General features: G+C 29.3%; 28 protein-coding genes. 8 read left to right on the top strand and 20 right to left on the bottom strand.

The window, feature by feature from the left end; genetic code table 11:
• From BS62_RS11120 to BS62_RS11105, 4 genes are all read right to left on the bottom strand, one after another.
• Positions 1–476: cobalamin B12-binding domain-containing protein (locus BS62_RS11120; protein ID WP_496491349.1), on the bottom strand; the 476-nt coding region annotated here is incomplete at its 3' end.
• Between the two features lie 38 nt (positions 477–514).
• A complete protein-coding gene (locus BS62_RS11115; protein WP_496491348.1) occupies positions 515–1,324 on the bottom strand; it encodes a methyltetrahydrofolate cobalamin methyltransferase in 810 nt (269 codons plus the stop codon).
• Positions 1,325–1,523: 199 nt separating this feature from the next.
• The gene (locus BS62_RS11110; RefSeq protein ID WP_496491347.1) at positions 1,524–2,528 is read right to left on the bottom strand and encodes an NADH:flavin oxidoreductase; all 1,005 of its coding nucleotides are present in this window, start codon (positions 2,526–2,528) and stop codon (positions 1,524–1,526) included.
• A 62-nt stretch (positions 2,529–2,590) separates the two neighbouring features.
• A complete protein-coding gene (locus BS62_RS11105; protein ID WP_496491346.1) occupies positions 2,591–3,013 on the bottom strand; it encodes a PH domain-containing protein in 423 nt (140 codons plus the stop codon).
• A gap of 137 nt (positions 3,014–3,150) precedes the next feature.
• On the opposite strand from BS62_RS11105, the gene BS62_RS11100 reads away from it, so the two are divergent.
• The gene (locus BS62_RS11100) at positions 3,151–3,660 is read left to right on the top strand and encodes a flavin reductase (RefSeq protein ID WP_496491345.1); all 510 of its coding nucleotides are present in this window, start codon (positions 3,151–3,153) and stop codon (positions 3,658–3,660) included.
• A gap of 50 nt (positions 3,661–3,710) precedes the next feature.
• Here the strand turns inward: BS62_RS11100 and BS62_RS11095 are convergent, their stop codons facing one another.
• The 11 genes from BS62_RS11095 to BS62_RS11045 form a co-directional block, all read right to left on the bottom strand.
• Positions 3,711–4,562 (bottom strand): GNAT family N-acetyltransferase, encoded by an 852-nt coding sequence (locus tag BS62_RS11095; RefSeq protein WP_496491344.1) that lies wholly within the window; start codon positions 4,560–4,562, stop codon positions 3,711–3,713.
• 2 nt (positions 4,563–4,564) lie between these two features.
• Positions 4,565–5,956, bottom strand: a complete 1,392-nt coding sequence (locus BS62_RS11090; RefSeq protein ID WP_496491343.1) for a Na+/H+ antiporter NhaC family protein — start codon at positions 5,954–5,956, stop codon at positions 4,565–4,567.
• 171 nt (positions 5,957–6,127) lie between these two features.
• Positions 6,128–6,679, bottom strand: coding sequence for a fascin domain-containing protein (locus tag BS62_RS11085; RefSeq protein ID WP_496491342.1), 552 nt, complete (start codon positions 6,677–6,679; stop codon positions 6,128–6,130).
• A gap of 111 nt (positions 6,680–6,790) precedes the next feature.
• Positions 6,791–7,393 carry a nitroreductase family protein gene (locus tag BS62_RS11080; protein ID WP_496491341.1) on the bottom strand — a complete coding sequence of 201 codons (603 nt, stop codon included), beginning with the start codon at positions 7,391–7,393 and terminating at the stop codon, positions 6,791–6,793.
• 213 nt (positions 7,394–7,606) lie between these two features.
• The gene (locus tag BS62_RS11075) at positions 7,607–8,281 is read right to left on the bottom strand and encodes a DUF4397 domain-containing protein (RefSeq protein ID WP_496491340.1); all 675 of its coding nucleotides are present in this window, start codon (positions 8,279–8,281) and stop codon (positions 7,607–7,609) included.
• Between the two features lie 200 nt (positions 8,282–8,481).
• On the bottom strand, positions 8,482–9,084 hold the full coding sequence (locus BS62_RS11070; RefSeq protein WP_496491339.1) for a nitroreductase family protein: 603 nt from the start codon (positions 9,082–9,084) through the stop codon (positions 8,482–8,484).
• A 196-nt stretch (positions 9,085–9,280) separates the two neighbouring features.
• Positions 9,281–11,113, bottom strand: a complete 1,833-nt coding sequence (gene ftsH, locus BS62_RS11065) for an ATP-dependent zinc metalloprotease FtsH (RefSeq protein WP_496491338.1) — start codon at positions 11,111–11,113, stop codon at positions 9,281–9,283.
• Between the two features lie 13 nt (positions 11,114–11,126).
• Positions 11,127–12,413, bottom strand: a complete 1,287-nt coding sequence (locus BS62_RS11060; RefSeq protein ID WP_496491337.1) for a sensor histidine kinase — start codon at positions 12,411–12,413, stop codon at positions 11,127–11,129.
• The gene (locus BS62_RS11055; protein ID WP_496491336.1) at positions 12,410–13,084 is read right to left on the bottom strand and encodes a response regulator transcription factor; all 675 of its coding nucleotides are present in this window, start codon (positions 13,082–13,084) and stop codon (positions 12,410–12,412) included. The genes BS62_RS11060 and BS62_RS11055 overlap by 4 nt, the downstream gene beginning before the upstream one ends.
• A 182-nt stretch (positions 13,085–13,266) precedes the next feature.
• Positions 13,267–13,467 (bottom strand): cold shock domain-containing protein, encoded by a 201-nt coding sequence (locus BS62_RS11050; protein WP_490142172.1) that lies wholly within the window; start codon positions 13,465–13,467, stop codon positions 13,267–13,269.
• A gap of 172 nt (positions 13,468–13,639) precedes the next feature.
• The gene (locus BS62_RS11045) at positions 13,640–13,840 is read right to left on the bottom strand and encodes a cold shock domain-containing protein (protein ID WP_490142173.1); all 201 of its coding nucleotides are present in this window, start codon (positions 13,838–13,840) and stop codon (positions 13,640–13,642) included.
• 196 nt (positions 13,841–14,036) lie between these two features.
• Here BS62_RS11045 and BS62_RS11040 point away from each other — a divergent pair, with 196 nt between their 5' ends.
• Complete coding sequence (locus BS62_RS11040) at positions 14,037–14,411, top strand: DUF3221 domain-containing protein (RefSeq protein WP_496491335.1); 375 nt, start codon at positions 14,037–14,039, stop codon at positions 14,409–14,411.
• A 92-nt stretch (positions 14,412–14,503) separates the two neighbouring features.
• Here the strand turns inward: BS62_RS11040 and BS62_RS11035 are convergent, their stop codons facing one another.
• A complete protein-coding gene (locus tag BS62_RS11035) occupies positions 14,504–15,835 on the bottom strand; it encodes a putative bifunctional diguanylate cyclase/phosphodiesterase (protein ID WP_496491334.1) in 1,332 nt (443 codons plus the stop codon).
• 361 nt (positions 15,836–16,196) lie between these two features.
• On the opposite strand from BS62_RS11035, the gene BS62_RS11030 reads away from it, so the two are divergent.
• The 4 genes from BS62_RS11030 to BS62_RS11015 all read left to right on the top strand — a co-directional run bounded on the left by BS62_RS11030 (position 16,197) and on the right by BS62_RS11015 (position 19,017).
• Entirely contained in the window at positions 16,197–17,033 is an 837-nt protein-coding gene (locus tag BS62_RS11030) for an arsenic resistance protein (protein ID WP_496491333.1), read from the top strand.
• Between the two features lie 162 nt (positions 17,034–17,195).
• Positions 17,196–17,534: a PadR family transcriptional regulator gene (locus BS62_RS11025; protein WP_496491332.1), complete on the top strand. Its 339-nt coding sequence runs from the start codon at positions 17,196–17,198 to the stop codon at positions 17,532–17,534.
• A 4-nt stretch (positions 17,535–17,538) separates the two neighbouring features.
• Positions 17,539–18,543, top strand: coding sequence for an HAAS signaling domain-containing protein (locus BS62_RS11020; protein WP_496491331.1), 1,005 nt, complete (start codon positions 17,539–17,541; stop codon positions 18,541–18,543).
• An 87-nt stretch (positions 18,544–18,630) separates the two neighbouring features.
• Positions 18,631–19,017, top strand: coding sequence for a DUF2500 domain-containing protein (locus tag BS62_RS11015; protein ID WP_496491330.1), 387 nt, complete (start codon positions 18,631–18,633; stop codon positions 19,015–19,017).
• Positions 19,018–19,047: 30 nt separating this feature from the next.
• Here BS62_RS11015 and BS62_RS11010 read toward each other — a convergent pair whose 3' ends face one another.
• The 3 genes from BS62_RS11010 to BS62_RS11000 form a co-directional block, all read right to left on the bottom strand.
• Positions 19,048–19,605 (bottom strand): histidine phosphatase family protein, encoded by a 558-nt coding sequence (locus BS62_RS11010; protein WP_496491329.1) that lies wholly within the window; start codon positions 19,603–19,605, stop codon positions 19,048–19,050.
• 129 nt (positions 19,606–19,734) lie between these two features.
• Positions 19,735–20,046, bottom strand: a complete 312-nt coding sequence (locus BS62_RS11005; protein WP_496491328.1) for a hypothetical protein — start codon at positions 20,044–20,046, stop codon at positions 19,735–19,737.
• A gap of 19 nt (positions 20,047–20,065) precedes the next feature.
• A complete protein-coding gene (locus tag BS62_RS11000; protein WP_496491327.1) occupies positions 20,066–20,923 on the bottom strand; it encodes a PhzF family phenazine biosynthesis protein in 858 nt (285 codons plus the stop codon).
• Between the two features lie 247 nt (positions 20,924–21,170).
• On the opposite strand from BS62_RS11000, the gene BS62_RS10995 reads away from it, so the two are divergent.
• Both BS62_RS10995 and BS62_RS10990 read left to right on the top strand, forming a co-directional pair.
• Positions 21,171–21,905: a TrmB family transcriptional regulator gene (locus BS62_RS10995; RefSeq protein WP_496491326.1), complete on the top strand. Its 735-nt coding sequence runs from the start codon at positions 21,171–21,173 to the stop codon at positions 21,903–21,905.
• Position 21,906: 1 nt separating this feature from the next.
• Positions 21,907–22,797, top strand: coding sequence for a PhzF family phenazine biosynthesis protein (locus BS62_RS10990; RefSeq protein WP_496491325.1), 891 nt, complete (start codon positions 21,907–21,909; stop codon positions 22,795–22,797).
• A 41-nt stretch (positions 22,798–22,838) separates the two neighbouring features.
• On the opposite strand, the gene BS62_RS10985 is transcribed toward BS62_RS10990, so the two are convergent.
• Positions 22,839–23,405 (bottom strand): bifunctional transcriptional activator/DNA repair enzyme AdaA, encoded by a 567-nt coding sequence (locus BS62_RS10985; RefSeq protein WP_496491324.1) that lies wholly within the window; start codon positions 23,403–23,405, stop codon positions 22,839–22,841.
• Positions 23,406–23,413: the final 8 nt, after the last annotated feature.

The raw sequence follows: 23,413 nt of genomic DNA, 5'->3' as shown, positions 1-23,413 counted from the left end.
TCTTTCATTGCATCTATTGCAAGTGTTAATACTCCACTCATTCCTATTATTTGAGGTTTTACTTCTTTTACTTTTTCTATAAATGCATCTGCAGTTACATCTATACCTAAGTCATATACTTCAAATCCTGCAGCCTCTGACATGCTTTTAAATATATTTTTTCCTATATCATGAAGATCTCCACTTACTGTTCCAAGTACTATTGTTCCTACTTTTTCAGTGTTATCTGAACCTATTACAGGTTTAAGTACATCTATAGCTCCTGATAATACTTCACCAGCAAATATTAAGTCTCCCACAAAGTACTCTCCTTGATCGAATAAATCTCCTACTATTGCCATACCCCTTTGGCATGCATTTACTACCTTTTGAGCTTCTTCTTCAGTTGGGTTTGAAGCAACGAATTCATTTAACATTTCTACTACACTTTCTTCATCTAACTCCCCAACATATTGTGTTAATAAATTTAAATCCATAATTAAAATCCCCCTTAATTTTAGTTATCTATTTAGCCTTACGCTTCTTTTATAGGTCCTATTTTATTTTTTCTATATGCAGTAGAATATTTTCTACAGTGTCTATCTTTTCCTAAAAGAGCTTCTGTTGCAAGAAGTGTTGCTAAAAGATCTCTGTTGCATGGATCTATAATTGCAGAGTCCATACCTGCAAAAGCAGCAAGAGTTAAGAAGCTTTGGTTTACAACTTTTCTAAGTGGCATACCAAATGATATATTACTTAAACCTGAAGTTATTTTTATTGAAGGATACATTTTTTTTATAGTTTTGGTTGTTTCAGCAAAGTTAAGAAGTGACGTGTTATCTGCTGAAAGCGCCATAACAAGTGGATCTATATGTATTCTATCTGGAGTAATTCCATATTTTTCTGCCTTTTCTACTATTGTCTTTGTTATATCAACTCTTGTTTGAACATCACTTGGTATACCATTGCTATCACAAGTTAATGCTACTACTTGCCACTGTGTTCCTTGGATTAAAGGGAATATAACTTCACATTTATCTCCCTCTTCAGATACAGAGTTTATTATTCCTGGTTTTTTTGCATATTTAAATACTTCTGCAATTGTATTTGCATTCGGGCTATCTATACATAATGGAGTATCTACAGTGTCTTGTATAATATCCATTAACCATTTTAATGTTTCTACTTCAAATTCTGGTGCAGTACTTGCACATACATCTATATAATTAGCTCCTGCATCTACTTGTTTAATTGCTAAATTTCTTATAAATTCTTCATCTCTTGCTTCAATTGCTTTTTTTACACTTGGTATAGTTCCGTTTATTTTCTCCCCTATAACTATCATATAAATTCTCCCCTTTATTTTTAATATTTTTAACGTATACACTTGTGTATACAGGTTAATCTAAGTCTTAAACTTTTTTTGCTGATACTTATATATATGCAAGAAATTTTAGAGGTAGTACCAAGAATTCACAAAATTCACAAAACAAAAAGACTATATAAACACGGTTTAACTGTGTTTATATAGTCTTTTTTAATTATTAAATATTATTAACTTTGTTGTATTTTCTTCTTCCTGGACATTTAGATGAATCTATAAACCATTGACATGTTGAACATCCCATACACTCAACACTTAATTCTTTATTTAAAACTTCATTAGCCCAATTTGGATTTGTAAGTATTCCTCTTCCTATAGCTACAAAGTCTGTTAAGTTATTTTTTATTAAGTAGCTTGCTTGATTTGCAGTTTTTATTTCATTTACAACTATTATTGGAATATTTATAGCATCTTTTATCTTTGTTCCATTATAAACAATTGCGTTACAAGGAAAATTCTTTGGAACATTTGATTCTTCTTCTAATAAATTTCCAAAACCAGTTGAAATATGTAATATGTCTGCTCCTGATTTTTCTAAAGTTTTTGCAACTTCTTTTGCTCCATTAGAATCTGGAATATTACATCCCATTCTAACTCCAATAATAAAATCATCACCACAAACTTCTTTAACTTTTGAAATTATCTCTGATACAATTCTAATTCTATTTTCTGTACTTCCACCGTATTCATCACTTCTTTTGTTAGTTCTTTCATCAAAAAATCTATTAATTAAATATCCATGAGCTCCATGTATTTCAATTCCATCAAGTCCTGATTTTTTTGCTCTTATAGCTGCACTAACATACGATTCTTTGATATCACTTATATTATCCTTTGAAAGTAAAGCAATTTCACTATCATCTGCAAAACTAAGTTGAATTATTGCCAATGCTTCATTTTCTTTTATACTTTTTGCAAGTTTACTAATTCCTTCAATTTGTGAATCATCCCAAAGGCCTAGTCTATTACTTATAGGATTAACTGCAGTTGATTCTATTATAATAATTCCAGCTCCACCTTTAGAACAATCTTCGTAGTGTTTAATATGTATGTCTAATACTTTACTAGTTTCATCAGCATAACCAAAGGTTACCATTGGTGGCATAACTATTCTGTTTTTTATTTTGTGGTTTTTAATTGTAAATTCTGAGTTTAAATTATTCATAATACACCTTCTTATTTTATATTTTTACATTAGTATTATATTACCATATATCCAAAGGTTATCTATAAATGAATTTTAATATTTGGAGACTTTTCTGATAGTACTTTTACAAACTCTAATTTATCCTTTGGAGAAATATATGTTTTCAAACGACCATTACAATATATAGCAAGTCTATCAAGGGACAAGGCTGCAGATGACCAAGGTGCATTAGTAGATTTAACATCAGTTATATACTTATAGTAAATTTTTTCTTTTATAGGACCTGATCTAACCAAAAGATAATCATCTTCAAACTCATAGTATGTTCCAACCCACAGCCATGCCATAAATCCTATTATTAAAATCCAAAACATTGCCATTATACCAAAAATTTCTGTTCCTTTTATTATCTCCACAATAAATAACGCAAAACTAAATAACATTGGTACCCAAGCCAATAAAGTCAGCCATAGATCACGTTTTGAATAAAATCTTTTTTGCATATTCATCACCCCTATACTCTTATCTTTTTTACCTATATATTAAGTTTATTCATATGGATTGAAATTTCTATTTATTTATATAATAATATATATAAATATACTTTGCAAAACAGTATATATTACTAAAGGAGGCATATATGAATAATTTTGTTGAAGTAAAACCTGAAGAACTAAACAAAAGTCCATTTCAACTTATAGGTAATGAGTGGACTCTTATAACTGCCGAGAAAGATAATAAAGTGAATACAATGACTGCATCTTGGGGCGGTTTTGGTATTATGTGGCACAAAAATGTAGTTAATGTTGTCATAAGACCTCAACGTTATACTAAAGAATTTGTTGATAACTCTGATACTTTTTCTTTAACATTCTTTGATAAAAGCTTCAAAAAAGAATTAGGATACCTTGGATCTGTATCTGGTAGGGATGAAGATAAACTTTCTAAAATTAGTTTAACAGTTGGTCATATAGAAAATACACCTTACTTTGAAGAAGCAAACCTTGTTCTTATATGTAAAAAACTTTATGCACAAGATTTCAAACCTGAGTGTTTTATTCAGGAAGGACTTGATGAAGAGTTCTACTCTAATAAAGATTATCACACAATGTACATAGCTGAAGTACAAAAAGTTTTTATAAAAGAGTAGATACAAAAAGAGTTGCACAAATCAAACTGTGTAACTCTTTTTATATTTATTTATATAGTTAGATACATTTCATATTGAGAAATTTCATCTTTTTCGAATTTAACATGTTTTAAAAAACCTTCTATGTTAATATTGCTTGGAAAGCTTATATATAGTTTTTCTAAATTAAGGTCATCTACAGCTTTAGTTATAAGGCTTTGAGCAACTCCTCTATTTCGATATTCAGCCTTAGTATATATATAGTATATCTTTCCTCCTGGACTTACACTTATTGCCCCTATAAGTTCTGAGTTTTCATAAACTCCATAGTGTATTACGTTTTTTAAAGCTTTAATATAATCAAAATCATTTTGCCAATTCATGTGTGTATTGCCAGCCATATGTGATATGTTAACAATATCTTCAAAATCAACTTCTTTAATGTCCACAATATTATCTATTTTTCTTTTTATAACTTCAGTATCTTTGGTGTAGTAATATTTAAGGTCATAAATTTTATCATATCCGTATTTTTCATAGAACTTAATAGCCCTATCATTACCTTTAATTACTTCCAAAAACATCTGCTTGCATTTATTGTCTAGTGCAATATTCTTATGTAATTCAAATAGTTTATCACTTATCCCTTTCCCTCTATACTCTGGGTGAACACAAAGAGTCCCGCATCTAATAGTTTTAACCCCCTCATAATCCTTAATTCCCCCTAGGATTAATCCAACAGCTTTTTCTTCATCTAATGCTATAAATGAATACTCTAGTTTATTTCCTTCAGGTCCAAAAAAATGACTTGAGAAAACTTCCTTAGACATATCAAATTTTATAATATAATCTGAAAACCCTATTGAAAATGCCTTATATACTTTATCAAATTCAACTTCAGTGCAATTTTTATATTTAATCATAATCAATCTCCTTTTTCTATTTTTTCTGTAAAACATCTTGTATCGTTCTTTTGATCTATACTTCCAATAATAAGTGTTACAATTGGAGAAATATAACACAATACTGCAAATATAGCATACCCAGAAGTAACCCCTACTACAGTACCTATAATTAATGCATTTACATTCCAAGGCATTAACGGTGCAATAATAGTACCTGTATCCGATATAGTCCTTGCTAAAATATTTTTGTCTACGTTAAGTTCATTGTATTTATCCTCTAAAAGTTTCCCCGGAATTACAATCCCAGTTGTTTGATCACAAGTTACAATAGTTAAAGTACTACTTATAAAACTAGTTTTAGCTATAAGTTCCTTTTTTGAGTTTATCTTTGAAATAATTTTATTTGTAAAATAATCAATAACTCCAGTACCTTCTAAAATACTACTTAATGCAATTGCCCCCATAACAATAAACAAAACCTCAATCATAGATATAACCCCACCACTTATTAATATCTCATTTAACTTAGCTGATGTGGTATTCCCCCTATATCCTAAAAATATAGATTTAAGTATTTGAATAAGTGTCATGTTTTGATAAACAAAGCTTACTATTACTCCTCCAAGGAGTCCAGTTAAAATTGAATAAACCATTTTTACACCTAAAAATGACATTATCATAATTAACACAGGCATTAATAGCAGATATGGAGATGTATAAAAGGCATCTTTAATTGATAATTGAAACTGGATTATGCTATTTGTATCTATGTTTGTATCATACTTAATTCCAAGAAAGTAATATACAATAGATGTTAATATAAGAGTTGGTATTAAAGTTACAATCATTGACTTAAAAGCTTCTTTGTAATTTGTATTTGTTGTTGATAAAGTAAGATTTAAAAGCCCTGAAATTGGAGAAATCTTATCTGCTATAAATGCACCTGATACTATAACACCTAAAAGCACATAGCTTGGAATACCAAATCCCATTCCAATTCCCAAAATTGCAACTCCTATAGTACTTATCGTTCCAACTGCAGTTCCCATAAACACTGCGCTAATTGATATTATCAAGAAAGCTACAAATAAAAAGTTCGTTCCTTTCATATATTCAAATCCATAATATATCATAGATGGAACAACTCCAGAAGAAAGCCAAATAGACACTGTAGCTCCTATAAGAAGAATTACAATATATAAAATTCTACATTCTCTTAACGCCTTAGTCATCATCCACATTAATGCCCTAAGAGAAAATCCCTTTTTAGTAAATATAAAGCAAGATAATATAATGCTTGTACTAAAACCAATTACAAGGGAAATATTTAATAATACACACCCACCTATTGAAAGAAGACATGATCCTAATATAAGAAAAATGTCTTTCTGGTCTAAATTATCCTTTGTCATAATCTATCCCCCAAATTATTGAATTCATATCTATATTATACATGACTTTTTGCATATTAAATAACACCTTAGGTAAAATAGCTAAATATGTGTCAATTATATGTAGTTAAAGGAATATACCCTATACTCCTTTAACTAATAAAATATTAATATGGATTATATTATTCATTATTACATTACAAACATTCCTTGTTTTTCATATATAGGTACTATTGTAAATCTTTCCCAATCTCCTATTGCAAGTCTATTTGCCAATAATAAATTCGATGGCTCCTCAGCTACTAAGTAGTGCCCATTTTGAGTTCTAATTGCTATACTCTCTGGATATAATGGTATTATTTCAAATATTTCTTCTAATGTCGAACCAATATACGCTTTATTGGCATTTAGAGTTGATCCTCCACCGCCTGTAGCTGATAAAAAGTAACCGCCGGATGTCCTTATAGCACCTCGTCCTTGCTCAGGCCCTCTAGGTATTAACGTAAAAATTTCATATCCACCTATTTCATCTTTATTTGCAAGTAATATACTTCCTCCTCCATTCACTGCAGAAACATATTTCCCATTATGAGCTCTAAGTGCCATTTTTCTTATCATTCCTTTTCTTAAATCGAGAATTAACTTATATGTCTCAGTTTCATATATTTCTTGTAAATACTCAGGTATAATTTCATCTGATTCTGGCCTAAGATATTTTTGAGGTACTCTATTGTAAATATACATTTATACAATCACTCCTTTACTAGTATAGTATGAACTAGTATAAAGGTAGTGTAATAATTTTATAATATAAAAGCACCCATTTTCATGGATGCTCATATTTTAATAAATTGTTTATTTAAAAACCATAATACGTTCTTCTAATGGCATAAATTCCTTTTCTCCAGGGTATGCTTCTGGCTTACCAAATGGCATTTGTCCAATTAACTTCCAATTACTATCAATATTCCATTCTTTCTTAACTTCATCGTCAATAAGTGGATTATAGTGTTGTAGTGATGCTCCAAGACCTTCCGCTTCTAATGAAGTCCACACTACAAGTTGAAGCATACCTGATGATTGTTCTGACCATACTGGGAAATTTTCTTCATATAGTGGGAATTGTTCTTGAAGTGACTTAACTATATTAGTATCTTCAAAGAATAAAACTGTTCCATATCCAGCTCTAAATGAGTTCATTTTTTCTTTTGTAGGACCAAACTTATCTTCTGGAACAATCTTTCTTAAAGTTTCCTCTGTTATATCCCATAATTTATCGTGACTTTCTCCAAGTAAAACTACAACTCTTGCAGTTTGTGAATTAAATGCAGATGGAGTGTACATTACTGAATCTTCTACTAGTTCTATTATTTTTTCATCTGATATTGTTGTTTCCTTACTAATTGCGTATATACTACGTCTTTCTTTTAAAGGTTTTATAAATTTTTTGTATGACATATTGATTCCTCCCTTTATGTTTATTTTGCCTAGTTAGTATATGTATTTATATAATTTTAAGGTATTTATATACTAAGGCTATCCTATATATTTATATGAATATTCTTTTAAATTGTTACTATATTAATACCCATGGTTTTAAGTTCCAAACTTTTATTTCGGAATTATTAAAAAATTTATAATTAAAAAAGAACCTATATAAGGTTCCTTAATTTAAAATACATCACATTTTTTTAATACAGTGTTTCCATCTACAACCTGTAGTATTTGATATATATTATAAAATTTATATTCTGGAGAATTTGGGGGTACACTTTCAAGAACATATATTGTGTATATTTTCCCTGGATTTATACTTACTGTTATTGATATCTTGTGACTTCTGTGAGGTGGACGAATTTCTAATTTATAATCACCTGAAGACATTTTTATATACTCTGTTCCTTTATTAGATAATAATCCACTATATATGTTACCAATACTATATGTTAAATAATCATGAGTTAAGTTAAAAATTCTAACCATAGATTCATCTGGTTTTATAGTCTGATTAATATCATCTACTGCTGTTACTAGTTCTAAATTGTCTGCAGTTCCTACAATTAATACTGTAAGTATTTGATCTTGATATATTTGTACTTGTTTTAGTTCAACTATAGGATTATCTTTTGTACCAGTTAAATAAATTTGTATATTATATACACCTGATTGAAGTGGAAAATAAGGAGTTATTCCTTTATATGCTATATTCCTAGCTATTATAAATTCATCATTTATATATATATCTAAAGCTGGTGATTCTGGCATTGAGTTAAATAATCTAATAAATGAGTAGTTATGGATTAAACAAGGAATTATCAATTCATCTATTAACTCACGGTGATACATATTATCACACCTTTTATATTAATATAGTATAGTTATACTATATTAATATATGTTAATTAAGTATTAATTGTTAACTTATTGATAAGTATCAAAATATTTCTTAATATCATATCAAAGTAACACATTTAAAAGTATTATTTATTGGAATAATTAAAAAAAGAAACCAAATTGGTTTCCTCATATTATCTTTAATAACTTTTCTATTTAAAAATCTTAATACGTTCTTTTAGGGGCATAAATTCCTTTTCACCAGGATATGCTTCTGGCTTACCAAATGGCATTTGTGCAATTAACTTCCAATTACTATCAATATCCCATTCTTTCTTAACTTCATCGTCAATAAGTGGATTATAGTGTTGTAGCGATGCTCCAAGACCTTCTGCTTCTAGTGCAGTCCAAACTACAAGTTGGTGCATACCTGAAGCTTGCTCTGACCATATTGGAAAATTATCTTTATATGATCGAAATTGTTCTTGAAGTGATTTAACTATACTAATATCTTCAAAGAATAAAACTGTTCCATATCCAGCTCTAAATGAGTTCATTTTTTCTTTTGTAGAACCGAACTTGTCTTCTGGAACAATCTTTCTTAAAGTCTCCTCTGTTATATCCCATAATTTATCGTGACTTGCTCCAAATAAAACTACAACCCTTGCAGTTTGTGAATTAAATGCAGATGGAGAATACATTACTGCATCTTCTACTATTCCTATTATTTTTTCATCTGATATTGTTGTTTCCTTGCTAATTGCGTATATACTACGTCTTTCTTTCAAAGGTTTTATAAACTCTTTATATGACATGTTAATTCCTCCCTTTATTTCTCTTTTGTCAAGTTAGTATATGTACTTATAGAAATTTTAATTATTTATATACTAAGTCTATCCTATATATTTATTTCACTATTCTTTTAACTTGTTAATATATCAATACCCCTGGTCTTAAGTCTCAAACCTTTACTTCTGAATTTTTTTAAAAAAAGGAAACCAAATTGGTTTCCTAGCTTTCTAATATTCTCATGAATTCTTCTCCAGTTATAGTTTCCCTTTCTATAAGGTATCTAGATAACTGGTGAAGTTTATCAATATTGTCCTTTAATATATTAATTGCCTTTTCATGTGCTTTTTTTATAATATCAAGTACTTCTTTATCTATTTTGGATGCAGTTTCAGGTGAGCATATTAAAGATGCGTCTCCTCCAAGGTACTGATTAGAAACAGTTTCTAATGCCATCATATCAAAATCTTTACTCATTCCTAAACGTGTTACCATAGATCTTGCAATTTTGGTTGCCTGTTCTATATCATTTGATGCTCCTGATGTGTAATTTCCAAAAATCAATTCCTCTGCAGCTCGACCACCTGTATAAGTTGCAATTTTATTAAATGCCTCATCTTTTGTCATAAGTACATTTTCTCCCTCTGATATTTGCATAGTATATCCAAGGGCTCCTGACGTACGAGGAATAATTGTAATCTTATGAACAGGTGCTGATTCCATTTGCTTAGCTGCAACTATTGCATGACCTATTTCATGATATGCAATAATTTGTTTTTCTCTTGGTGAAATTACAGCTCCTTTTCTTTGATATCCAGCAATTACAACTTCTATAGATTCTTCTAAATCACTTTGTATTACATATTCTCTACCACATTTTACAGCTCTAAGAGCTCCTTCATTTATAATATTAGCAAGTTCTGCACCAGATGCTCCTGAGCTTGCTCTTGCTATTGCATTAAAGTCAATATTTGTATCTAACTTTACATTTTTAGCATGAACTTTTAAAATGGCTTCACGACCTTTAAGGTCTGGTAATTCTACTGGTACACGACGGTCAAATCTTCCTGGACGAAGTAATGCCTTATCAAGAGATTCAGGTCTATTTGTTGCTGCAAGAATTACAACACCTTTTTCCCCATTAAATCCATCCATTTCAGTTAATAACTGATTTAGAGTTTGTTCTCTCTCGTCATTTCCACCACCTATACCTCCGTTGTCACGTTTTTTACCAATTGTATCAATCTCATCTATAAATACAATACAAGGAGCCTTAGCTTGTGCTTGTTTGAATAAATCACGTACCCTAGCTGCACCCATACCTACAAACATCTCAACAAATTCAGATCCTGAAATTGAGAAAAATGGTACTTTGGCTTCACCTGCCACAGCCTTTGCTAGCAGTGTTTTTCCAGTACCTGGAGGCCCTACAAGTAAAGCTCCTTTTGGCATAGTTGCACCGATGTTTTTATATTTACTTGGATTGTGAAGAAAATCTACTATTTCAGTAAGTGCTTCCTTAGCTTCATCTTGACCTGCAACATCTGCAAAAGTCTTTCCGGTTTGGGCTTCAACATAAACCTTGGCGTTACTCTTTCCAAAGCTCATCATATTGCCACCACCCATTTTGCCTCCCATTTTCTTTTGTATAGAGTTTGCCAGCATTTGCCCAAGACCAATAAAAATAATAGCTGGTAAAATCCAAGTCATAATAAAATTCACAAGTGGTGAATTTTCTTTTGGTATAACTTTAGAAAATTCAACCTTTGACTCGTAAAGACGGTTTACAAGTTCTGGATCATCCATACGTCCTGTTACATATACCTTTTCTTTATCTTTTTCATCTTTTTTTACAAATGCTATTTGCTTTTCCTGTATTTCTACAGTTTTTACATTTCCACTATTAATTTCAGATAAAAATTTACCATAATCCACCTGAGTAATATTTTTACTAAACATAAATGGCAAAACAAATGTATTTAAAATCAATACAGCAACCATTATTACAACATAATAGTATGCTACTGACTTTTTAGGACCGTTCCGTTTTTTCATAAAATAACCCCCTCTATAATGGCAAATCAACAGTAAAGGTAGATCCTTCGTTTAATTTGCTTTTAACATGAATACTCCCACCACATAAATCTACGATACGCTTTACAAGAGATAATCCAAGGCCACTACCTTCATGCGAACGAGATTTATCACCTTGATAAAATTTTTCAAATATTCTACTTTGGATTTCTTCACTCATACCTATTCCATAATCAGTAATTTCAACTTTTATTGCTGATTGTGTTTCATAAAGCCTTACTTTTATATTACTATTCATATTTGAAAATTTTATTGCATTGTTTAAAAGATTAATCCAAACTTGTTGGAGTAATTCTTCATCACCTTTGTACTTAACACTATTTAGTCCAATGTCAAACTCAATATTTTTTTTGCTCCATTCATGTTCTAGTAACAAAATACTTTTTCTTATTTGTTCATCTAATGAAAATACATTCTTATTCTCTATAGTTTCTTGATTTTCAAGTTTTGAAAGCTTTAATATATTCGATGATAAATTAGATAATCTATTTGTTTCTTCTACAATAATACTTGTATATTCCTGTATTTCATCATTTGACAAGCTGTTATTTTGTAAAAGCTTTGCAAATCCTTGAATAGATGCTATTGGAGTTTTGAACTCATGGGATACACTACTTATAAAGTCCTTACGAAGATATTCTATACTCTTTAGTTCTCTTGTCATTTTGTTAAAATTCTTAGTAAGTTGACCAATTTCATCATCGCTTTCATTTGCAATTTGTATATCAAAATTACCTTTTGCAACTTCTTTAGTAGCCTCGGTTAATTTTAATATTGGCCTAACTGCTATTTTTCCTAGTAAGGTAATTAAGCAAGCTCCAATAATAACATATGATGTAAGAGTAAATCCTACACGGGAAGCAACAAGTTTAAATATATTGTTATTTGGATGAAGACTAATTTTAATATAATAATCATCTAACATTACTATTGTAGCTCCATGGGATTTTGGCGATGATAAAGGAACTATCTCATTATTTTGGATTTTATTTAGTTCCTCATTATTTATATCTAAGGAGTCAATATTTTCAACTATATCTACATTGTACATGGAAGTAGATGTTACACTAACAATTTCATCTATACCTAAATCTGTTTTTTGACCCATTTTCAATATAGAAATTGCTATTGCCTCTTGATCTAGTTTTATTTCACTTCCTATACTATTTGTGAAAAAAGTTAATACAACAAAAGATAAAATAGATGAAGTACACATAAGAGAAATGAAAAATAGTGCTAATTTCACTTTAATATTTCTCATATTTTCTTCTCTGCCTTATATCCAAGTCCACGGACTGTAACAATTTCAAATTCATCAAAATGTGCGAACTTTTCTCTAAGTCTTTTAATATGAACATCTACTGTTCTTTCATCAGCTTCTGCATCCATGCCCCATATTTCATCCATTAGTTGTTGTCTTGTAAATGTTTTTTGCGGATAACTAAGCAATTTAAATAAAAGATAAAACTCTTTCTTAGGCAGTAATATTGAATTATTGTTTTTGATTACAGTTAAATTATTATAATCTAGTACAACATCTCCAATTTTTAGTCGAGATTCATTTACAATATTAGATCGGCGTAGTAGTGCTGCTACTCTTAAAATCATCTCATCCATATCAATAGGCTTTACCATATAATCGTCAGTTCCAACTAGAAATCCCTTCTTTTTATCCTCAAGGGTTTCTTTAGCAGTTACCATTAAAATAGGTAGGTTGTAATTTGATTGTCTAAGTACATTAGTTAACTCATATCCATCTAAGTTTGGCATCATAATATCGCTAATTATTAAGTCTATATGTGATTTATCTAATATATCTAATGCTTCTAATCCATCTTCAGCACCTAAAGGGTTATAGCCATTTTGTTTTAAAACTGCCATCATTAGCTTCTGAAGGTTTTTGTCATCTTCAACTACTAAAATATTAACCATAATATCACCTCTGCCTACTATTATAATTTAAATAGAGTTAGTATAAATATATATTATTATATAAATGTGAATTTATTATGAATAAAAAATTCGAGTTTCTCACGTCTTAAGTAGTTATACTTATATAATTTGTGGCATAAAAAAAAGACCCTAAGGTCTTTTTTTGAATTAGAACATATATATTATAATATAGTTATGTTTTCAGCTTGTGGTCCTTTAGCTCCGTTAACTATATTAAAGCTTACTCTTTGTCCTTCTTCTAATGATTTGAAACCATCAGTTTGTATAGCTGAGAAGTGAGCAAATACATCATTTCCGCCTTCTACTGTTATAAATCCAAATCCTTTTTCGTTGTTAAACCATTTTACTATTCCGTTAGTCATTATTCATTCTCCTAAACCTGTTATCAAGTTAAACTTGATGTTATTTTTTATTACTTAACTAGTATAACATATGATATCTAAAATAGCTATATTTATTTTAAAATATTTTTCAAAGTATTTTAGATGTAAAAAAAAGACCCTAAGGCCTTTTTTGAATTAGAACATATATATATTATAATACAGTTATGTTTTCCGCTTGTGGTCCTTTTGGTCCATTAACTATATTAAAGCTTACTTTTTGTCCTTCTTCTAATGATTTGAAACCATCAGTTTGTATAGCTGAGAAGTGAGCAAATACATCTTTTCCACCTTCAACTGTTATAAATCCAAATCCTTTTTCATTGTTAAACCATTTTACTGTTCCGTTAGTCATTTATATAATCTCCTAAACCATTATCAAGTCTTGCTTGATTTTATTTTTTATTACTCACTTAGTATAGCATGGGTTTTATAAAATAGCTATCTTTATTTTAAAATCTTTGTAATTAATTGTATTACTACTATATCTTATATTCATAATACCTTATAATATAATTACTAAAAGTACATATAAAACTGGAGGTATTTCTATGAAAAGCAAATTAAAGAGAATAACTCTTCTAGTATTAGTCACTATCCTTACCTTTTCTATTATTGGATGTACTAAATCCGATGATAGCGCTAATAATATTAGCATTAGGGGTATCGTAACTCACATCACAGAAAAAAATGAAGAAGGCCAAATCTTTGTAGAAGGTAAAATTGAAGCCGATACAAGTCATGATAAAGCAAGTATCCGAGTAACTAAGGATACACTAATCAAAAAAGATTCATTAAGTAAATCACTTAAATTATCAGATATTAAATTAGGAGACAAAGTTGAAGTTGTGTTTAAAGGTCCTGTAGCAGAAAGTTATCCAGTACAAGCTAATGCTGGTAGTATTAGAATAATAACTTCAAAGTAGTCTATTATAATTGTTTTTTTGCATATTTTTATCCTACGATTAGATTTACAATATTAATTATACATTTAATCGTAGGATAATCTATTCTTATATTACTCAATATAGTTTTGAGTAAATTCATTTAAAAATATTTCTATTTCATTTATTGGAAGTGGCTTACTAAATAAATAACCTTGCACTTTATTGCAACTTTTGCATTTAAGAAATTTTAATTCTTCTTTATTTTCTATTCCTTCTGCAATAAAATCCATACCTATATTTTGCGCTATATATATTATTCCCTCAATAATAGCTGTTTTAGTGGAACAAGTAAATATTTGTTGGATAAAAGACCTATCAATTTTAATAGTATCTATTGGGAATTTATTCAAATATATCAATGATGAATACCCTGTTCCAAAGTCATCTAATGATATTTTAACTCCCATGTCTTTTAGCTCATTTAATATCATTTGAGCTTCTTTCATAGATTTTATTAATATACTTTCTGTAATTTCAAAGTCTATTAAAGATGGATTGACATTAGTTTCACTAAGTATTTTTTTTACAATATCTAAAAAATCTTTGTCTTGTAATTGAATAGCAGATATATTTATAGATGTCTTAATGTTAAGACCAACGTCTTGCCAATTTTTAGCCTGTATACACGCTTGTCTTAATACCCATTCACCTATTTCTATAATAAGTCCACTTTCTTCTGCAAGTGGTATGAATTTAGCCGGTGGCATATATCCTCGTTTGTAAGAATTCCATCTTAAAAGAGCTTCTACTCCATATACTTTATTCATCTGTATATCTATTTGTGGTTGATAATGTATAACAAATTCATTATTATTTAATGCATGCCTCAAATCTCTGGTCATTTCTTTTTTCTCAATCATGTCTCTATATATACTGTCTTCAAAAAAGTAATACTTATTGATACCTAACTCCTTTGATTTATACATTGCAACTTTAGCATTATTAATTAGCTCATTTAAACTATGCCCATGCCATGGGTAAATACTTATACCCACATTAGCACTATTATAAATATCACTTTCAGCCATTTCTGTTAATTGATCTAAATTTTTAAGTATTTTCTTTAGATTATTCTTAAAATAATTTATATTATCTATATCATATAACGCTATTAAAAATTTATTTTCACTAAGTCTATAAAGTTCGCCTCTATTTTGAATATGGGCTTCATATTTTTTTGTAATAACTTCTGAAAACCTATCTATATAATTAAAACTTAAGATATCATTTGTACCATTAAAATGATCTAAATCAACAAATAAAATAAATACTCCTTTAGAGTCTTTTCTCGATTTATTAAGCTCTTTATTTAACTTTTCTTCAAAAATATTTAAATTAGGTATTATTGTTAGTTTGGATTTAAGCGCAAAAATATTAGTTAAATTTGAAGTTTTGTTCTGCATACCCCTCACCTACATCCCCTTAATAGTTATTAAATATTTATACCCTGTTTTTTCCAAATATAATCGCTTAAATTGTGCTGATTTAGCCAAGGTCAATTAATTGCATTTTCTATTCATTTTATGATATCTGTTTTTATGAAATATGTAAACGAGTATCCTACAAAAGATAAACCTATCTTAATGGTATTTATTGTAATGTTGATAATGATAATTCATATCACATTATGTTATTATATAAAATGAGGTGATCTATGTGGAAAATATAAATAAATTTCAAAGTTTTATAATATTAGGGATGGTTTTCATTGGAATAATACTCGGTTAATTGCCATTTGTACAAAACTATTCAGAGTACATAATAATGCCATCGTTAATAATAATGCTATTTTTGGTATTTATCCAAATTCCATTAAAAGACATAACTAAATCATTTAAGAATATTAAATTTACATTTACAGCAGTCTGTATTAATTTTATATGGACACCAATAATAATATCAATACTTGGTAAATTATTTTTAGGAGATAGCCCTGAATTATTAATTGGATTTATTATGCTTATGGTAACCCCTTGTACAGATTGGTATCTTATTTTTACTGGAATAGCTAAAGGAAATGTTGCTCTAGGAGCATCAATTCTTCCCCTCAATTTTTTATTACAATTAGTATTACTTCCAGTCTATGTATTTGTAATTGGTGGCTCAAGTGTACAAATAGATATAGCTAACCTTACCCAAGGAGTACTTGTAAGTTTACTCATACCTTTACTAGGAGCTGTAATATATAGAAAGATTATTATACATAAGAAAGGTATAGAAAACTTTGAAGAAAATATAGTTCCTAGGGCTTGTGATTATCAAGGATATTTTTTAAATATAGCAATAGTTGCTATGTTTGCATCACAAGGAAAACTTCTTTTACAAAATCCTCAAGTGCTACTACAACTTTTAGTTCCTGTATTGTTGTTCTTTATAATTAATTTTTTTACTAGTCAGTTTGTAGGAAATAAATTGAAATTAACTCGTGAAGATAATATCGCTTTAAACTTAACTACCCTAGCTAGAAATTCACCAATAGCACTTGCAATAGCAGTTGCTACATTTCCTGACAAGCCATTAATATCACTTGCTTTAATAATTGGACCATTAATAGAGCTTCCAGTGTTGTTTTTAGTATCAAAAATATTATTATCTAAATAATTTATACACTTAATAACATGAGTATTTCCAAGGGTTGCATTAGTTTTTCTAATGGAACCCTTTTTTAAAACAATAATAAATTGTTAATAATATAAAAATATTAATATTAAAGTATTCACAATAGTGTACGTCATACAGTATAATAAACTAAGAGGTGATTAAATGAGTAATATAAATGAACAAATGGCTTCCCTTATAGTTGAACTTAGAAGAGGTACTCTGGTACTTTCTGTTCTTAGCCAACTTCATAATCCAGAGTATGGTTATTCTCTTGTTCAAAAATTGGAAAAGAAAAACGCACCAATTGAAGCTGGAACTCTCTATCCCCTACTTCGCAGATTAGAAAAACAACAACTTTTGACAAGTAGTTGGGATACAAGTGAAAGTAGACCACGTAAGTTTTACGTTTTAAGTGATGAAGGAAAACAAGTATACGAGCGATTAAAAAATGAGTGGAAATATATTTCAATCCAGATGTACGAATTATTAAAGGAGGACTAAAACAATGAAATTAATTGATCGTTATGTATATGCTGTTACCCAGCGTTTACCTGAAAACTCCCGTGAAGATGTAAGTAAAGAACTACGTGCTAATATATATGATATGCTACCTGAAAATCCATCTGAAAATGATGTTCGTAAAGTTCTTGAAGAACTAGGAAACCCAATAAAACTTGCTGATGAATATAATACAACGAAAAGATATTTAATAGGTCCTAGCCTATATGATAATTATATTTCAATACTTAAATTAGTATTGGGTATTGTTATATCTGTATTTGTATCTATAAATTTACTTAATGAATTATTCACTCAATCAGCAGATGTTGGATTATTTGAGATGGCAATTGATATTTTAGTTAGTACGATCCTTGCTGTAATTGAAGGAATAACTCAGACATTCTTATGGGTAACTTTAACATTTATTATACTCGAGAAAACTGGAGTTAACGGGAGTGATATCCCATTTGCAAATAAAAATTGGACTCCTGATGATTTACCAGAAATACCAGCTTCGACAACTGGAAAGATATCTCGTGTCGAAACAATATTTTCTATGTTTTTTACAATATTATTTACATCACTATTGTATTCTGCCCCTAAGCTCATCGGTATATATACAAAGGTTGGTGGAGAACTTACTTTAGTTGAACCATTATTTAATACTCAGCGTCTACAGTCTTATATTACTTTAATTATTGTATTTGCCATAGTTCAACTTATTATTTCTATTTATAAGTTTGTTACAAGGTACTGGAATTCTCCTTTAGCAGTTGTTAATTCAATTTATAATATAGCATCTTGTATACTTGTATATTTCATTGTAAATGATCCATCTTTGTTTAATCAAGGATTTATATCTTATATTGCAAATTTAACAGGAGCTTCAGTTTCCCAGCTGTCATCAATCTGGTTACTAATTAATACCCGAATATTTATAGCAGTTTTCGTAATAATTGCTATTTGGGATAGTATAAACGGATTTAGACTATCTAAAAAAAAGGCTTAATATCTTTATACTAAAATTTTTTATCTACTTTATAATAGATTAAACATATAATTTAAGTAAATAATAAAAAATTTGGATGGTGATTTTGTGAACCCATATGATACCTTTATGTTTGATATTTTCCCTGTTATATTTGTTATTATTTTTTTTATTGTTATAGGATCCATTGTCACAACTTCCGTAAAAGGAATATCTCAATGGTCTCATAATAATAAACAACCTATACTTGATATAAACTGCAAGGTTGTTTCTAAAAGATTTGAAGTTTCAAGAACTGCAGGACATACTGACTCCAATGGTCTGCACCACTCAGGGCGTACTTATACTACCTATTATGTAACCTTTGAGTTTGAAAGTGGCGATAGAATGGAGTTTAAAGTAAGTGACAGTGACTACGGTATGATAGTTGAAAAAGATGTAGGAAAACTTACTTTTCAAGGCACAAGATTTTTAGGATTTAATAGGAAAATATAGCAAAGCTCCCTAAAATCAAGGGAGCTCTTTTTATATTTGTTTATCTATATTATACTGAGCTAAGTCTTCTAATGAGAATCTACCTACAATTTCATACCCATTTCCTTGTCCTAGGGGTTTAATAATAACACTTCCCATATTTGGAATTTCATCTAATCCAATACCTTTTTTAAAGTTGTGAGCAATAATAACCCTATTAGTCCCTTGAGGTGGTTTTAGTTCTAGAATCGACTTAAAAGTGTCGAGTATTCTTTTACGTTCCTCATCTGATATGTTTTCATTTAATCTATGAAGTTCAGATAAAAATGGATAAATTTGAATACTTTCTATTCCAAAAGCCAGTTGTGCAGTTTCTAAAGTTCTACAATAAGGACTTGCTAAGATTGGGTAACCAATAGGAATTTGTAGTCTACGGAAAAGTCCCCCATAGTAAATTGCTTGTAGTCTACCTAATTCTGAAAGATTTCTTTGGGTAGAACAGTGCCAAAAATTCAAGTCTGGTTGATCTTCTCCAACTATTGCCTCCCCATGTCTAACATATAGTATATAACCGCCTTGCATTAGTAAATCTATTGGTAATCTATTCAAATTAATTTCCCCTTTAAATAAATTTTTATCATTTACTAATACAATATGATATTCATCTTGATGGTTGACCTATAATTTTTAAAAAATAAAAACCGAAAATTACGTAGCCTATATCCATAACCTTACTTTTTAAATAATTGTGCGTAGATAAAAGTATATAAGTAAGGAAATAACTCCGAAAATAATGCTTAATATTTTATCTTTTTTGTTAACCGCTGTTTCAATAAATAATACAGCCGCCAATAAAATCCATATCCTCTCAAAAAAAAACAACCCTAAAAGTGTCAGAATTGAAAATCCAAATATGGGAAGCACCAAAACTAATGATACTATAAAAAGTACACCTAAATAGAATAGTCTTGTCTTAAGTGGATGTTGTTTATAATATGAAAATGCTAAAAAGCATATAACAATTAGTAAAGCTATCCATTGAATAATCATCTACAAGTCCTCCACTTTATTAAACTAATTCACCCTTAGTTAAAATAACTGCTTTTCCACCAACCATAATTCTTGGATTATCTTTGTTTACAATTTTTGTCGTTATATTTGAAGGCCTACCCATACTGTGTCCCTGAAGGAAAGTATACTCATAATCAAAATCCTTTATAACATTATTTTTATATAGATAATATGTTAAAGCTCCATTTGATGTTCCTGTGGCAGCTTCTTCGTCAATTCCTAAGAGTGGTCCGAAGTTTCTACAAAGTGCAACTCCATCTTCAGTATCTAAAGTAAATGCATGAACACCGCCTACATTATTTATATCAGAGTATTTGGCAAGTTCTTCAAAGTCAGGATTAAGATCATACAAGGCATCCTTTGATTTCAATGGAAGCATAATATCCCAAAGTCCTGTACTTACAGATTGAGGAACTAAATTGTATTTAATATCACCTATGTAGTTTTTATCAATTTTAAATATATTAGATAAAGCTTCATAATCATCAAACTTTTCCCCAAGCTCAGGACTTGCTTGTTCCATCATAATAAATGAATTGTTAATATAAACAGGCAATGTGCCAGCGAGAGTTTTCATATAATATTTATTATTATCATCTATATGTTTACTGTCTAACAAAGCTTTAAATGAAGCAACTGTAGCATGACCACAAAGGTCAACTTCTGCAGCTGGTGTGAAAAATCTTATTTCAAAATTTAATTCATCAATTTTTTTAATAAAAGCCGTTTCTGAAAATCTAACCTCAGCAGCAAATTTTTGCATAAAGTCTTCACTTAAATCTTCATGAATCACTATCCCTGCTGGATTACCCCCAAATTTTGTTTCAGTAAAAGCATCAATTACATAATATAACATTTTAAATCACCCCTTATCTAACTATTATATCATATTCATATAACTACCTATAGTTAATATAGAACGGTATTAGTGCCTATTGTAACTTTTAATTTATTATTAATAATCCTAAAGTATATTGACAAAATTAATAAAAGAATGTATTTTCATTTTAGTACCTACTATAGTAGTTACTAATTCAATATGTAATTATTAATAAACAAAATAACAATTTATTATATTGATTTTTAAAGTAGGAGAAAACCATATGGAAGAATTAGTTAAAGAAATGCAGAAAATTGGTTTTACAAGTTATGAAGCAAAAATATATATAGCCTTACTTAAGCAAAATCCATCTACCGGTTATGAATTGAGTAAAATTTCTGGAGTACCACAGGCAAAAGTTTATGAAAACATTTCTCGTCTTATTAATTCAGGAGCAGTTATAACTGTTGGTAGTGAACCAATTAAGTATGTTTCCCTACCTCCTGAAGAATTATTAAAAAGTGTCCATATTAATTTTGAAAAGTCTATAAGCACAATACAAGATACATTATCAAAGCTAAGTACAACTCAAAATATAGAATATGTCTACAACATTAAAGGATACACTCAAACAATGGAAAAGGCCAAAGAAATAATTAATAATTGTAAGAATAGATTAATTCTTTCTTTATGGGAAGATGAAGCTTTGTATCTCTTTGAAGACCTTTCTAAAGCTATTTTCCGTGGAGTTATTGTTGATATTCTCCTTTATGGAAGTACTAAACTAGAAGGAATTGACAATGTTTATTATCATGGAAGCGATGAAAATCTCCAAGAATTAGCAGGTGGAAGGTGGTTAACTTTAGTATCTGATAGAAAAGAAGTTATTACAGGACAAGCTATATCTGAAAATGATGGGATTTCTATATGGACTTCTAATCCTAGTATTGTATTTATAAGTTCAAGATATATTGAGCATGAAATATACATTTCAAAAAAATTGAATGGAGGTAATTAAAATGAAAAAAGTTGGAATTATACAAGTAGATGCATTTACAAGTATTCCTTTTGGTGGAAATCCTGCTGGAGTTGTTTTAGATGCAGTATGTCTAAGTGATGATGAAAAACTAAAAATAGCAAGAGAAATGAATCTTTCTGAAACTGCATTTGTTTCTCCATCACAAGTTGCAGACTTTAAGGTGCAATTTTTCACTCCTAAATTTGAAGTAGACTTATGTGGTCATGCTACTATAGGTACATTTTCTGCTCTTTGCGAAGAAGGAAAATTAGATTTAAGTAAAAATAAGTTTTTTCAAGAAACAAAAGCAGGTGTTTTACCTGTAGAGTTAGTAGATATCGATGGTGAAAAAGTATTTATGATGACTCAAACAAATCCTAAGTTTGAAGCTTTTGATATGCCTAAAAGTGAAGTTGCAAAACTGTTAGGTCTTAGTAAAGAAGATTTATTAGATGTACCTGCCATGAAAACAAGTACAGGTCTATGGTGGTTAGTATTTGGAGTAAAAAGCTTAGATAAACTTATGAATGCAAAACCAGATTTAAATGCTATTCATAAAATAAGTGTAGATAATAATTTAATAGGAATTACACCATTTTGTATAGAAACATTAGATGAAAAGTATAGTTATCATTTAAGAGCTATAGCTCCACTTGTTGGTGTTGCTGAAGATCCTGTTTGTGGTACTGGAAATGGAAGTGTTGCATCTTATATTATACAAAATAAATTAATAGAATGTAATGATACTATTGATTTAATAGGTGAAGAAGGGATGGAAGTAGATAGACCAGGTTGTGTATATGTAAGTATTTCGAAGGAAAATGATGAAATATGTGAAGTAAAAATAGGCGGCACCGCTGTTACTGTTTTAAATGGAGAATTAATATATTAATCTAACTATGTAAGAGTATTTAGGCCTCTTTTATAAGAGGCTTATTTTATACTACTTTTTTTGTATTTAATTGGGGTATATCCGGTATGTTCTTTAAAACACTTATAAAAATTAGATAAGCTTTTAAAGCCTGTTGTATAAGCAACATCAATAATGCTTAAATCATTTTGATTTAGAAGTTCTTTGGCTTTATCTACCCTTTTTTTAGTAATATACTGCATAGGAGTAACACCGCTATACCCTTTAAAAAGCCTTATTAAATGATTTATACTAACTCCAAGCTCTTTTGAAACATCGCTTAAATTAATTTGCTTATTATAATCTACATCAAATATATCCTCAGCCTTTTTTATAAAATCTAATTCAGGCTGAAAAACTACTTTATCAGGACAACACCTTTTACATGGACGAAATCCCTTCTCTATTGCATTTGTTGCATTATCAAAAAAATTTACATTGTTACGTATAGGAGTTCTTGACTTACATGATGGTCTACAAAATATTTTAGTTGTTTTTACTCCATAAAAAAACAACCCGTCATAACTTCTATTACAACTTACAACCGCTTGCCATTTCTCATTATCAGAAATGCTACTAGGCTTTTTCATAATTTTTC

The sequence above is a fragment of the Sporacetigenium mesophilum DSM 16796 genome, from assembly GCF_059569055.1.
This window is presented reverse-complemented; position numbering and strand designations above follow the sequence as displayed.

Bases quoted from the DNA above. Each gene is read 5' to 3' on its own strand.
- BS62_RS11115 (WP_496491348.1), bottom strand. From the start codon at position 1,324: ATGATAGTTATAGGGGAGAAAATAAACGGAACTATACCAAGTGTAAAA.
- BS62_RS11110 (WP_496491347.1), bottom strand. From the start codon at position 2,528: ATGAATAATTTAAACTCAGAATTTACAATTAAAAACCACAAAATAAAA.
- BS62_RS11105 (WP_496491346.1), bottom strand. From the start codon at position 3,013: ATGCAAAAAAGATTTTATTCAAAACGTGATCTATGGCTGACTTTATTG.
- BS62_RS11100 (WP_496491345.1), top strand. From the start codon at position 3,151: ATGAATAATTTTGTTGAAGTAAAACCTGAAGAACTAAACAAAAGTCCA.
- BS62_RS11095 (WP_496491344.1), bottom strand. From the start codon at position 4,562: ATGATTAAATATAAAAATTGCACTGAAGTTGAATTTGATAAAGTATAT.
- BS62_RS11090 (WP_496491343.1), bottom strand. From the start codon at position 5,956: ATGACAAAGGATAATTTAGACCAGAAAGACATTTTTCTTATATTAGGA.
- BS62_RS11085 (WP_496491342.1), bottom strand. From the start codon at position 6,679: ATGTATATTTACAATAGAGTACCTCAAAAATATCTTAGGCCAGAATCA.
- BS62_RS11080 (WP_496491341.1), bottom strand. From the start codon at position 7,393: ATGTCATACAAAAAATTTATAAAACCTTTAAAAGAAAGACGTAGTATA.
- BS62_RS11075 (WP_496491340.1), bottom strand. From the start codon at position 8,281: ATGTATCACCGTGAGTTAATAGATGAATTGATAATTCCTTGTTTAATC.
- BS62_RS11070 (WP_496491339.1), bottom strand. From the start codon at position 9,084: ATGTCATATAAAGAGTTTATAAAACCTTTGAAAGAAAGACGTAGTATA.
- ftsH (WP_496491338.1), bottom strand. From the start codon at position 11,113: ATGAAAAAACGGAACGGTCCTAAAAAGTCAGTAGCATACTATTATGTT.
- BS62_RS11060 (WP_496491337.1), bottom strand. From the start codon at position 12,413: ATGAGAAATATTAAAGTGAAATTAGCACTATTTTTCATTTCTCTTATG.
- BS62_RS11055 (WP_496491336.1), bottom strand. From the start codon at position 13,084: ATGGTTAATATTTTAGTAGTTGAAGATGACAAAAACCTTCAGAAGCTA.
- BS62_RS11050 (WP_490142172.1), bottom strand. From the start codon at position 13,467: ATGACTAACGGAATAGTAAAATGGTTTAACAACGAAAAAGGATTTGGA.
- BS62_RS11045 (WP_490142173.1), bottom strand. From the start codon at position 13,840: ATGACTAACGGAACAGTAAAATGGTTTAACAATGAAAAAGGATTTGGA.
- BS62_RS11040 (WP_496491335.1), top strand. From the start codon at position 14,037: ATGAAAAGCAAATTAAAGAGAATAACTCTTCTAGTATTAGTCACTATC.
- BS62_RS11035 (WP_496491334.1), bottom strand. From the start codon at position 15,835: ATGCAGAACAAAACTTCAAATTTAACTAATATTTTTGCGCTTAAATCC.
- BS62_RS11030 (WP_496491333.1), top strand. From the start codon at position 16,197: ATGCCATCGTTAATAATAATGCTATTTTTGGTATTTATCCAAATTCCA.
- BS62_RS11025 (WP_496491332.1), top strand. From the start codon at position 17,196: ATGAGTAATATAAATGAACAAATGGCTTCCCTTATAGTTGAACTTAGA.
- BS62_RS11020 (WP_496491331.1), top strand. From the start codon at position 17,539: ATGAAATTAATTGATCGTTATGTATATGCTGTTACCCAGCGTTTACCT.
- BS62_RS11005 (WP_496491328.1), bottom strand. From the start codon at position 20,046: ATGATTATTCAATGGATAGCTTTACTAATTGTTATATGCTTTTTAGCA.
- BS62_RS11000 (WP_496491327.1), bottom strand. From the start codon at position 20,923: ATGTTATATTATGTAATTGATGCTTTTACTGAAACAAAATTTGGGGGT.
- BS62_RS10995 (WP_496491326.1), top strand. From the start codon at position 21,171: ATGGAAGAATTAGTTAAAGAAATGCAGAAAATTGGTTTTACAAGTTAT.
- BS62_RS10990 (WP_496491325.1), top strand. From the start codon at position 21,907: ATGAAAAAAGTTGGAATTATACAAGTAGATGCATTTACAAGTATTCCT.
- BS62_RS10985 (WP_496491324.1), bottom strand. From the start codon at position 23,405: ATGAAAAAGCCTAGTAGCATTTCTGATAATGAGAAATGGCAAGCGGTT.